The organism is Candidatus Oleimmundimicrobium sp. (genome assembly GCF_030651595.1).
Taxonomy (GTDB): domain Bacteria; phylum Actinomycetota; class Aquicultoria; order UBA3085; family Oleimmundimicrobiaceae; genus JAUSCH01.
The window spans coordinates 1-10,692 of sequence record NZ_JAUSCH010000049.1 but is presented as its reverse complement, the minus strand read 5'-3'; the positions used below and the strand labels follow the sequence as shown (position 1 = coordinate 10,692).

11 protein-coding genes and 7 tRNA genes are annotated in these 10,692 nt (G+C 39.6%); 1 reads left to right on the top strand and 17 read right to left on the bottom strand.

The window, feature by feature from the left end; all coding sequences use genetic code 11:
• Window positions 1-366: 366 nt before the first annotated feature.
• The 17 genes from clpX to Q7U95_RS03045 all read right to left on the bottom strand — a co-directional run bounded on the left by clpX (window position 367) and on the right by Q7U95_RS03045 (window position 9,498).
• Complete coding sequence (clpX, locus tag Q7U95_RS03125; protein WP_308751815.1) at window positions 367-1,638, bottom strand: ATP-dependent Clp protease ATP-binding subunit ClpX; 1,272 nt, start codon at window positions 1,636-1,638, stop codon at window positions 367-369.
• Between the two features lie 10 nt (window positions 1,639-1,648).
• The gene (gene clpP / locus Q7U95_RS03120) at window positions 1,649-2,242 is read right to left on the bottom strand and encodes an ATP-dependent Clp endopeptidase proteolytic subunit ClpP (RefSeq protein ID WP_308751814.1); all 594 of its coding nucleotides are present in this window, start codon (window positions 2,240-2,242) and stop codon (window positions 1,649-1,651) included.
• Window positions 2,202-3,566, bottom strand: coding sequence for a trigger factor (gene tig / locus Q7U95_RS03115; RefSeq protein WP_308751813.1), 1,365 nt, complete (start codon window positions 3,564-3,566; stop codon window positions 2,202-2,204). Before tig ends, clpP begins: the two co-directional genes overlap by 41 nt.
• Before the next feature lie 27 nt (window positions 3,567-3,593).
• Window positions 3,594-3,677: transfer RNA gene (locus Q7U95_RS03110), tRNA-Leu, on the bottom strand.
• A gap of 114 nt (window positions 3,678-3,791) precedes the next feature.
• Window positions 3,792-3,867: transfer RNA gene (locus Q7U95_RS03105), tRNA-Lys, on the bottom strand.
• Between the two features lie 111 nt (window positions 3,868-3,978).
• Window positions 3,979-4,055: transfer RNA gene (locus Q7U95_RS03100), tRNA-Arg, on the bottom strand.
• A gap of 134 nt (window positions 4,056-4,189) precedes the next feature.
• Window positions 4,190-4,265 (bottom strand) — tRNA-Gly (locus tag Q7U95_RS03095).
• Window positions 4,266-4,327: 62 nt separating this feature from the next.
• Window positions 4,328-4,404: transfer RNA gene (locus Q7U95_RS03090), tRNA-Arg, on the bottom strand.
• 216 nt (window positions 4,405-4,620) lie between these two features.
• A tRNA-His gene (locus Q7U95_RS03085) sits at window positions 4,621-4,697 on the bottom strand.
• Between the two features lie 177 nt (window positions 4,698-4,874).
• Window positions 4,875-4,953 (bottom strand) — tRNA-Pro (locus Q7U95_RS03080).
• A 261-nt stretch (window positions 4,954-5,214) separates the two neighbouring features.
• A complete protein-coding gene (locus tag Q7U95_RS03075; RefSeq protein WP_308751812.1) occupies window positions 5,215-5,808 on the bottom strand; it encodes an XTP/dITP diphosphatase in 594 nt (197 codons plus the stop codon).
• Between the two features lie 4 nt (window positions 5,809-5,812).
• Entirely contained in the window at window positions 5,813-6,574 is a 762-nt protein-coding gene (gene rph / locus Q7U95_RS03070; RefSeq protein ID WP_308751811.1) for a ribonuclease PH, read from the bottom strand.
• A 48-nt stretch (window positions 6,575-6,622) separates the two neighbouring features.
• Entirely contained in the window at window positions 6,623-7,270 is a 648-nt protein-coding gene (locus Q7U95_RS03065; protein ID WP_308751810.1) for an MBL fold metallo-hydrolase, read from the bottom strand.
• Window positions 7,271-7,786 carry a QueT transporter family protein gene (locus tag Q7U95_RS03060; protein ID WP_308751809.1) on the bottom strand — a complete coding sequence of 172 codons (516 nt, stop codon included), beginning with the start codon at window positions 7,784-7,786 and terminating at the stop codon, window positions 7,271-7,273.
• Between the two features lie 9 nt (window positions 7,787-7,795).
• Window positions 7,796-8,596, bottom strand: coding sequence for a glutamate racemase (gene murI, locus Q7U95_RS03055; protein WP_308751808.1), 801 nt, complete (start codon window positions 8,594-8,596; stop codon window positions 7,796-7,798).
• Between the two features lie 256 nt (window positions 8,597-8,852).
• Window positions 8,853-9,278, bottom strand: a complete 426-nt coding sequence (locus Q7U95_RS03050; RefSeq protein WP_308751807.1) for a PIN domain-containing protein — start codon at window positions 9,276-9,278, stop codon at window positions 8,853-8,855.
• A complete protein-coding gene (locus Q7U95_RS03045; protein WP_308751806.1) occupies window positions 9,265-9,498 on the bottom strand; it encodes an AbrB/MazE/SpoVT family DNA-binding domain-containing protein in 234 nt (77 codons plus the stop codon). The genes Q7U95_RS03050 and Q7U95_RS03045 overlap by 14 nt, the downstream gene beginning before the upstream one ends.
• 289 nt (window positions 9,499-9,787) lie before the next feature.
• On the opposite strand from Q7U95_RS03045, the gene Q7U95_RS03040 reads away from it, so the two are divergent.
• The coding region (locus tag Q7U95_RS03040; RefSeq protein ID WP_308751805.1) for a hypothetical protein at window positions 9,788-10,692 on the top strand (905 nt) is incomplete at its 3' end.

Genomic DNA, 10,692 nt, shown 5'->3' with positions numbered 1-10,692 from the left:
GGGCAAGCATATGAGCACGCTATTTTATACGCCATATCATTTTTAGGCGCCGTGCCTACCGGCAGGCAAGCAGGCGCCTGAACAACCGTTATTTCGTAGCCGTCAAAAAATGATCGGCCGCCCAGCTCGGGAATTTCGATGAAATCTCTTTATTAATCTCGATATTTGTAGATTTCATAAAATTCCTTCGTCTTTTGCTTCGTTTTCTTGGGCGAGCAAGACCTGCCTGCCGGTAGGCACGGAAATAAAGGAGAATAAAGTTTCGCAATAAGAAAACTGCCTGAGTAGGCACACCGTGCCTGCCAGCCAGCCGATTAAACCAGTGGTTATAACACAATAAAAAAAACCCCCGAAACGGGGGGTTTTTTACGCAGTAATCTCTTTCCCGATAATTTTCTCTTCTTCCCCTTCAGCAACGAGACTTGGTTTTAATCCCTTCTTAATTGTATCCTTTGTAACTATACATTTAGATATATATGGAGTAGATGGAATCTCATACATGGAATACATTAAAATCTCTTCCAGTACAGCTCTAAGGCCCCTGGCACCACTCGCTCTTTCAAGCGCCTTTTCAGCTAAGGCAGTAAGAGCCCCTTTGGTAAATACTAACTCCACCTCATCATGTTCAAAAATTTTCTTATACTGTTTAACAAGCGCATTTTTTGGCTCCGTAAGAATTTTAACTAAATCTTCTTTATTCAAATTATTGACGTTTGCTACAACAGGAATCCTTCCAACAAACTCAGGAATCAAGCCATATTTAATTAAATCTTCAGGCAACACTTGCAAAAGAATTTTATCAAATGATTTTTCTCTTTTACCTTTAATCTCCGCTCCAAATCCTATCCCTTTTTTGCCAATTCTATTACCAACTATTTTATCAAGACCATTGAAAGCTCCACCACAAATAAAAAGTATGTTAGTGGTATCGATTTGTATAAACTCTTGATGCGGATGCTTTCTTCCCCCTTGAGGAGGAACACTAGCCGTTGTGCCTTCCAAAATTTTTAACAAGGCCTGCTGTACCCCTTCACCGGAAACATCGCGCGTGATTGACGGATTTTCCGATTTACGGGCAATTTTATCAATTTCATCAATATAGATTATACCTACTTCCGCTTTCTTCACATCATAGTCCGCGGCTTGTATAAGTTTAAGTAAGATATTCTCTACATCTTCTCCCACATAACCTGCTTCAGTTAAAGCTGTCGCGTCTGCAATTGCAAAAGGAACGTTTAATATTTTGGCCAGAGTTTGAGCTAAAAGAGTTTTTCCACAACCTGTGGGGCCAACAAGAAGAATGTTGCTTTTTTGAAGTTCAACATCATCCTCTTGATTAACCTCGATTTTAATCCTCTTATAATGATTATAGATTGCAACCGAAAGTATTTTTTTTGCTTTTTCTTGACCCACTACATATTCGTTGAGAATATTGAAAATTTCCTTTGGTTTAGGCAAATCTTCAATATCGTATCCGGTTTCAGGTTCCAGTTCTTCATCGATAATCTCGTTGCAAAGATCAATACACTCATCGCAAATATAGACACCCGGACCGGCAATTAATTTTTTTACTTGACGTTGACTCTTTCCGCAAAAAGAGCACTTCAATTGCTCTGAAGTTTCTCCAAATTTTGCCATATTGCCCCCTCTATTTCTTTATACGCTTCTGCACAACCTCATCAACAATGCCGTATTCTTTAGCCGTTTCAGCATCCATTATAAAATCCCGGTCCGTATCCTTTTGAATTTTCTCAATCAACTGACCGGTTTTTTCAGCTAGTATCTCATCTAATAGTCGACGGTTTCTCAGAATTTCTTTAGCCTGAATATTAATATCAACAGCTTGGCCGCTTGCCCCACCATGCGGTTGATGAATTAAAACCCTCGAATTCGGCAAAACAAATCTCTTTTTTTTCGCACCGGCTGCAAGCAAAATAGCAGCACCACTAGCTGCCTGACCAATGCATATTGTCGAAACATCCGGTTTAACGTATTGCATGGTATCGTAGACAGCAAGAGTAGCAGTTACCGATCCTCCGGGGCTATTAATATAAAGGTGAATATCTTTATCAGGGTCTTCTGATTCCAAATGAAGCAGTTGAGCAATGACCACATTGGCAATATCATCATTTATTTCACTGCCTAAAAAAATTATTCTCTCGTTCAACAAACGAGAGTAGATGTCATATGACCTTTCCCCTCTACTTGTTTGTTCGACTACTATTGGAATTAGATTTCTCATTTTTACCTCCATCTTCGCTTTTCTTCTTTCTTTTTTCAGTTGTTTTCTCTGTCAATTCAACTAAACGCTCTAAAGAGTTTCTTATCAAAAGATCGTTTTTAATTTTTTCTAATATTCCTCTTTCTTCGAAAATTTTTCTGAGTTTTTCTTTGTCCTCGTTTAATCTTTGAGCAATGGCTTCCACTTCTTTGCTTAATTCGTCCTCGCTTATCGTTAAGCCCTCTTTTTTTGCAATTGCCTCTAAAACAATTTCATCTCTGGTTCTTTCTTTGGCTCTTTCTCGAAAAGATTTTTTCAATTCTTCAATACTGGTTTCGGCGACTGAAAAATAATCCTCGGCAGATACTCCGCGAGACTGAAGACTTAGAAGAAATTCATCGACCATTTCCGCTACCATTCTATCTACCATTATATCAGGAATATCAACTTTTGTTCCCTCTGCTGCCTCGTCTAAAACCTTCCTGCGAAAATCCTCTTCTGCCTTAAAAGTTTTTACTTCCTCTAACCTTTTTCTTATACTTTCTTTATATTCATCCAGAGTTTTAAAACCACCAACTTCTTCAGCAAATTTATCGTTTAACTCCGGTAAAACTTTTTGTTTTATTTCTTTTACTAAAACTTTATACTTTACAGTTTTACCTGCAATTGCCTGATTATCGTATTTTGGAGGCATATCTACCGTAAACTCCTTTATATCACCTTTTCGGGCTCCGAAAAGATTCTTATCAAAATCGGGAACAATTTGATTGGAGCCGACTTCAAGTAGGAAATCTTTAGCAGAACCTCCCTCAAAGGATTTGCCATCGACCAACCCATCAAAATTTATCATCACAAAATCATCTTTAGAAATAATTTTTCTTTCAGCAACCTCAAGTTGCGCTAAACTGTTTCTTGTTATTTCAATTTGCTGATTTATCTCTTCGTTAGTTAGTTTTACTTTGGCTCGCTTTGCTTTTAACTTTTTATAATCAGCTAAATCCACTTTAGGTTTTACGTCAACTTTGGCATGAAAATTAACCTTATCTCTTTTGGCATCCTTGACATCTATTTCGGGAATGTTAATTGGCTCTATGCCTGTCTTTTCAACCGCCTTGGTATAAGCGCCTGGCACCAATTGACGAAGCATCTCATCGATAATAGCTTCTTCTCCCACGCGAGTATCAATTATGTTTAAAGGAACTTTTCCCTTTCTAAACCCGGGAACGTTAATTTTTTTAGAAATAACTTTATAGGCTTCTTTAATGGCTCGTTCTATATCTTCCTTAGGTACTTCAACTTTTAGAAGCACCTTACTCTTTTCAAGCTTTTCGACTTCGGCTTTCAAAAAAAATACCCCCTTGTAATATAGTTTTGGTGCGGGTGAGAGGAGTTGAACCTCCACGCCTCACGGCACATGCTCCTAAGGCATGCGTGTCTGCCATTCCACCACACCCGCACAACCTGTTTTAAAATTAATTATTGATAGTATAACCTGAACTTACTTTTTAAGCACAATTCTTTGCTGGTTTATGGATTCTAATAAGATACTCCGATAATTTTTAATCTTTTATGGTGGGCCGTGCGGGATTCGAACCTGCGACCTTGGGATTAAGAGTCCCCTGCTCTACCAACTAAGCTAACGGCCCATCTATCCAAAAATCTGTTAGTCGGGGGTTAGTAGTTTTTAATCTTTTACCAACTATACTTCACCAACAACTACCCACTCCCCACTCCTCACTACCAACTAATTACTATATTGGCGCGCCTGGAGGGATTCGAACCCCCGACCTGCGGATTCGAAGTCCGACGCTCTATCCAGCTGAGCTACAGGCGCATCTAGTCGAAAGTCTGTTAGTCGGGAGTTAGGAGTTTTTAATCCAACAACTACCCACTTCTTACTCCCTGCTACCCGCCTGCCTACGCCTATGATGCCTTAGGCATTGACGTGCAGGCCAACTAATTACTATTTGGAGCGGGAGACGGGATTCGAACCCGCGACCAACAGCTTGGAAGGCTGTGACTCTACCAACTGAGTTACCCCCGCATAGTCCAGTTCATTATTCATCATTCATTGTTTTTATATTAGCTATTAACTTTTAACTATTTTGGCGCGCCTGGAGGGATTCGAACCCCCGACCTGCGGATTAGAAGTCCGATGCTCTATCCAGCTGAGCTACAGGCGCATCTAGTCGAAAGTCTGTTAGTCGGGAGTTAGGAGTTTTTTGCTAATTTACTTATTGGTTAGTTGGTTTTTTCCTCTACCCTCTCAACTTTCTATCTGCTATAAGCTATCTGCCCCGCCAGAGGCGGACAAGCCCTCCAAAGGCGGGCAGGCATCTGCCATACTTCACCAACAAAACTCCCCACTCCTTACTACCAACTGTCAACTAACAACTATTTGGGGTGGCTGAGGGGATTCGAACCCCCGACCTTTGGAGCCACAGTCCAATGCTCTAACCGACTGAGCCACAGCCACCATAAATTAGTTCGTAGTTCATTGTTTTGTTGTTAGCCTCCAGCCTCCAGCTAAAAATCAAAAGCTAACAGGTGGGCTAATTTTTCTCGCTCTTTATTTTTTATTTAACTTTACCCTTTACCCCTTGCCCTCAACAACCAGTTATTAATTACTAACTATTAACTATTAACCGTTTTTTGGTCGGGGTGGAGGGATTCGAACCCCCGACCTCCTGCTCCCAAAGCAGGCGCGCTAAACCAAACTGCGCTACACCCCGAAAAATATTATTATTACACTGTCCTTATATTTAGTTATCAAAGAATATTATTGCCCCGCACAACTTCGGCGGGGCTATATCTTATTAGACCAGTAGTAGTATAGGAAAAATTACTTAAACCGTCAAATAAACAAACTCTCAAATTGTTCAGTTTAAAGATAATTTATTTATAACCATTAAATATCATTGAAATCAATCTACATTGATAGAAAAAACGTATTGAAACTAACAAATGACCCGGGATAAGGATGACGATGACAATTAAAACTTAATTTCTTTTAAAATCTCTTTCAATTTTCGAAAAGCTTGTCCCCGGTGACTAATTTTGTTCTTAATTTCAACCGGAAGTTCGGCCATCGTTTTATCATAACCTTTAGGCACAAAGACAGGGTCATATCCAAAGCCATTTGAGCCACGTGGTTCGTTTATTATGTGCCCCTCACAAACACCTTCTGTTTTAAAAATTTTGCCGTTAGGAATAAATAAAACCGCGCTACATTTAAATCGCGCCGTTCTTTTGTTAATAGACAAACTCCGCAATTTACTTAGAAGCTTTTTAATATTATCTTCATCTTTTGCAAATTCTCCGGCATAACGTGATGAATATATACCCGGTTCTCCACCTAAAACATCAACTTCCAAACCAGAATCGTCCGCAAAAGCAGGCAATTTCAAACACTCTGCTAATTTTTGAGCTTTAAGAATGGCATTTTCTTCAAAATTTTTTCCGGTTTCCTCAACTTCAGGCCACTTTTCAAAGTCCTTATATGTTAAAAATTCCAGCCACTTCAAATTAAGGATATCTTTAATTTCCCGGATTTTACCCTCATTTTTGCTAGCTATTACAGTCTTCATCTTCTCACTTTTCGAATTTGAATTTTTTGGATAATTTATCAAAATCTTTTCCTATAATAGATTTTTGTATTTTGATGAGTTCATTAATCCCCTTTTTTGCCAATGCTAAAAGCTTGTCCAACTCATCACGCGTAAAAGGATGGGATTCCGCAGTACCTTGAACCTCAATAAACTCTCCTAATCCTGTCATTACAATATTCATATCTACCTGGGCGTCTACGTCTTCTTCAAAGCACAAATCAAGACAAGGTTCACCGTCAACAATGCCAACACTGATAGCGGATACATAATCATTTATTGGAAATTCTTTAATCTTACCCTCTTCGATAAGATATTTAACTGCATCGAAAAGAGCAATGAAAGAACCTGTTATCGCAGCTGTCCTTGTCCCACCATCGGCTTGAATTACATCTGCGTCAATCCATATGGTAAGCTCGCCAAGGGCCTCGCGATTTACAACAGAACGCAACGATCTTCCAATCAATCTCTGGATTTCATGAGTTCTTCCACCAACTCTACCCATCATCGACTCCCTGGGACTTCTTATTGTAGTTGAACGTGGGAGCATAGAATATTCCGCGGTTATCCACCCTTGCCCGCTGCCTCGTAAAAACATCGGCACCTTATTTGTCTCTACAGTAGCCGTACAGATAACTTTAGTATTGCCAAACTCAATTAAAGCTGAACCTTCCGCATGAGGAATATAATTTCTTGTTATATTCACTTTTCTCAATTCATCCGGCTTTTTACTATCTATTCTTTCCAATATCCTCACCTCTCAAAAACTATTATTACAAACCGTTTTACCAAATTCCTAAATTTCGTATGCTTTATTTTCTCCGGACATTATAATCTCGCCATCAAAAACTTCTTTTGCCTCTTTTAAGGAAACCTCTCTATCATAACCGGGCCACATATGTGTCAAAAATAACTTTTTAACTTCTGCTTTTTTAGCAATTATCGCCGCCTGTTTAGCGGTAAGATGATTAACCGGAGCCCCCGCGTGAACTTCTTTCAACGTCGCTTCGCATATAAAAACATCTGCTCCCCTTGCAAACTCTACCAAATCCTCGCAATAGCCGGTATCCGAGCTATAAACAAGCTTCTTCTTGCCAATTATCGCCACTGCGTAAGTTGGCTCAAGATGATTTACTTTACAAAACTGAAGCTTTAAATTCCCGAATCTATATTCAATCTTACCATTTATATCTTCAAATCTAAAAATGTTGATAAATTTCTTTCTATAATCATCAGATAAAATACAATCCAACAACTCCGAAGCTTTACTTGGAGCAAGGACCCGCAAAGAAAAATCAGGAATTGTGCTATTGAGCAGATAATAATTATGTAAAGGATAAATATCCAAAAAATGATCCGGGTGAAGATGAGAAATAAGATAACCGCTGCACGCTTCATCCGGCCCCGCATAGGCAGCCGAAGCCCCTAAAACAATTAACCTCATTTAGTTTTCTTCCTCAGATAAAATCTTTCTTTTTAAAAGGATGATAAGTAAAGGATAACCCAAAGTATAAACGGCTATTGCTTCACCAATTCCAACCCAAAAAACAGTTATCCAGTATGGTAAACCAAGAACAATTTTCAATATCAAAGCCACTCCAAAAGCATTAATTAAAACGGGTGGCAATAATCCCAGTAACGAGCCTTTATAGATGTAAGTTTTTTGAGAGCTTTTCAAAAAAAGCCTGCCGATTGCCCAGGTAAGAGAAGCCGCCGCGAGCGTCAAAAAAGAACCGAAAAAAACATCTAACAAGCCAAGGGGGCTATTCATGTTTGCAATCAAACACCCCAGGTAAAGGCCGATAATCGCAGCCGGCTCAAAATAAGCAAGAACGGTTAACGCCTCAGAAACTCTCACTTGAATTTGCCCATAACTTAGAGGTGTCAAAGCAATGGTTAAAGCCGCGTAAAGTGCCGCAATGACCGCCGCGCGTGTAATAAAATGGGTTTTCATTTTCATAATGTCACCTTATCCTAATTTAATTTTTTCTACATCTTTTATCTCTCTACCCAAAAACTTATTGCCCAGCTCTATGAACTTACTGCCATCCCCGCTGGAAATAAAGCGATAACAAGGAGTTTTTTGTTCACTCCTTATATGGCTTTTTCGAGCAAGCATCTCACCAACTTCTTTCGCCGCTTCCTTGGCTGAGCTTATGAGGACAACTTTTTCTCCGATAATTTTTTGGATAGTTTTACTAAGCAAAGGATAATGAGTACATCCCAAAATCAAAGTATCTATATCTACTTCAATTAAAGAATTTGAATATTTTTTTATCGCATCTTCCACTCTTTTGCCACTCAATTCACCATTTTCTACAAAATCTGCCAATTCGGGAGTGACTTGCTGAAAAACTTTCGCCCCAGCGTCAAAAGTACGCACCGCTTTAACATAAGCACTGCTTGAGATAGTTGCCTGAGTGCCAATAATACCTATTCGGCGATTGCGTGTTGCTTGCGCAGCTGCTCTTGCTCCCGGCTCAACCACCCCTATAATTGGAATATCAAAATACTCCTGGGCAACCTCAAGGGCCGCGGAAGACGCGCTGTTGCAAGCAATAACGATAAATTTAACCTCTTCGTTTTGCAAAAACTCAACTATCTGAAAGACAAACTCCTTCAGCTCATCGGCACTTCGCGGACCATAGGGAAAACGGGCCGTATCCCCAAAGTAAATGATATTTTCATTAGGAAGTTGTCGCATTACTTCACCAGCGACCGTTAATCCACCTATTCCGGAATCAAAAATACCTATCGGTTTATCGTTCACTTAAACACCTCAAATTAGTTAGAAAACAACCATTAAATTTTGTCATTGCGAGGAGCATAAGCGACGAAGCAATCTATAAGATCACTCACAATGACGCTAAATATCATTTTAGCGATTATTCAACAAATTAGAAAATAACTGAATTATTATAGATGTAATTTCTTAAAATTAAAACACTTGCCTGCGGGCACGGCAAATCCTGAAAGCTTACATTACGGGATTCGGGGGGAAATTCTTTGCAGCGAATCCATAAAATCTACTTCTTAAAGGGCAAAAATTCCTGCTTAATTTCATCCTTAATGGATAAAAACTCGGGATCTTTATGGACCAAGATTGCATTATTTAATTGAGCGTGAGCGGCAATTACTGCATCAGCAAATGAAATTGGATAAACAGCTTTAAACCTTCCCGCAGTAAGAATGAATGTTTCTTCGAGAGATTTTAAAACTTGGACCGGAAGCTCCATTAACGCAACAAACCGCAAATCGGCGATTTCCTCCCCTTCTTCTTGAAGAGTAATATAATAAACCTCGATTAATGAAGCGAAAGAAATGAAGACATCGGCCTTATCATCTCGAGCCAAGAGTAAGATATTCTTAACCGTTTCCGCTCCACCTTCGCCCTCTAAAAAAGTTAAAAGAGCTGATGTGTCCAACAGATACCTTGGTTTATCTTTTCTCACGTTCCTTGTCCTTTCGACGCTCCTTCAACAGTTTTTCAGTCAGCTTTTTCCCCGAAGCTGAACCATACATTGCTTCGATGGGATCTGCGGAAACAGGAACCAATTTAATTTCCTTGCCTGTATTCAACCAATAAAGTTTGGAGCCAGGTTGAAGTCTAAATTTTTTCCTTATCTCTGCCGGCACGGCAATTTGCCCGCGCTTAGTCAAAGTGGTTTTCATCTTTTTTCCCCTCTCAAGTTATATTATCATTCTACAAGTCAATTTTTAAAAAGTCAAGTTATTTTGCGACTATTACATGTCAGATTTTTATAAAGATGGATGCTCTTTAAGGCAGCTAAAGAATTGTATCTTGTTTTTTGACTTTCTTTTTGAAATATCAAGATTAAAGATCTGGCCCCTCCTGCCTAATGTCTAACTTCCAATACATCCTGCTAAGATATAAAATTAAGATTATCGAAAAATTCATTCAGGAACTGATAAGAACTTAACCCGGAAAGAAGGAAGGGGAATGAAGAAATCAAAATCGCTGATTGTCGCAGTCTTAGTTGTTTTAGGAGTAGTGCTTGTGGGAGGAGTTGGATTCTTTGCTTACGATAAATTTTTTAAAGAAGAATCCTCACCCGAAGGCATTTCAACCGGCAAGACATTGTCTATCCCCGACGAAATCCTGAACAATAGATTCGGCTTTCTTTCGGGAGGTCCCGGCGAAGTTAGTAGAATAAAGGATTTCGGCGCTTCTTGGGCCAGACCGCACCCCGGTCCTTTTCTGTGGGACAGTATGCAGAAGAACAAAGATGACGAAATTTCCTTTGCTCAAACCGATACCCTGGTAAAAGAATATCAAGAAGCAGGCATTGGGGTTCTGGTTACCCTGTGGCCTTTTGCCGATTGGGATCAGAAAGAAAGAAGCGATTACTCAAGTTGCGCAGTCTCAGAAAATGATGAATTTTTACCAAAAGGCGACTTCTTCGAGGAAATGGATTATCTGCCAATATACCGCTGCAATCCTTACGACTGGGAAGCTTACCAAAAATGGGTAAGCGCATTGGTAGAACGCTATGATGGCGATGGAGTCAGCGATATGCCAGGTTTAGAGATTCCAATAAAGTATTGGGAAGTGATGAATGAGCCAGACCTAGCCGGCCCCGAAGAGGAAGAAGGCCGTGAGCGACTAGATTTTTATAAACAAGATGCTAAAGCTTACCAGGAACTGTTAATCAAGACCTCTGAAGCTATACGCGGAGCTGACCCTGAAGCTAAGATTCTTATTGCCGGTGCCGCTGGAGGTAATGACAGATTCCTGAATTTCTACCGTGAAGTCTTTGAAAATGAGGATGTTATTTCAGCTTTTGATATCGCGAATGTTCATTGTATTTCTAATGACAATTACCAATCTTTTAATGTGGAGTTGTA

Excerpts from the sequence above, each read along its gene's own strand:
- clpX (WP_308751815.1), bottom strand. The coding sequence starts at position 1,638 with ATGGCAAAATTTGGAGAAACTTCAGAGCAATTGAAGTGCTCTTTTTGC.
- clpP (WP_308751814.1), bottom strand. The coding sequence starts at position 2,242 with ATGAGAAATCTAATTCCAATAGTAGTCGAACAAACAAGTAGAGGGGAA.
- Q7U95_RS03075 (WP_308751812.1), bottom strand. The coding sequence starts at position 5,808 with ATGAAGACTGTAATAGCTAGCAAAAATGAGGGTAAAATCCGGGAAATT.
- Q7U95_RS03065 (WP_308751810.1), bottom strand. The coding sequence starts at position 7,270 with ATGAGGTTAATTGTTTTAGGGGCTTCGGCTGCCTATGCGGGGCCGGAT.
- Q7U95_RS03060 (WP_308751809.1), bottom strand. The coding sequence starts at position 7,786 with ATGAAAATGAAAACCCATTTTATTACACGCGCGGCGGTCATTGCGGCA.
- Q7U95_RS03045 (WP_308751806.1), bottom strand. The coding sequence starts at position 9,498 with ATGAAAACCACTTTGACTAAGCGCGGGCAAATTGCCGTGCCGGCAGAG.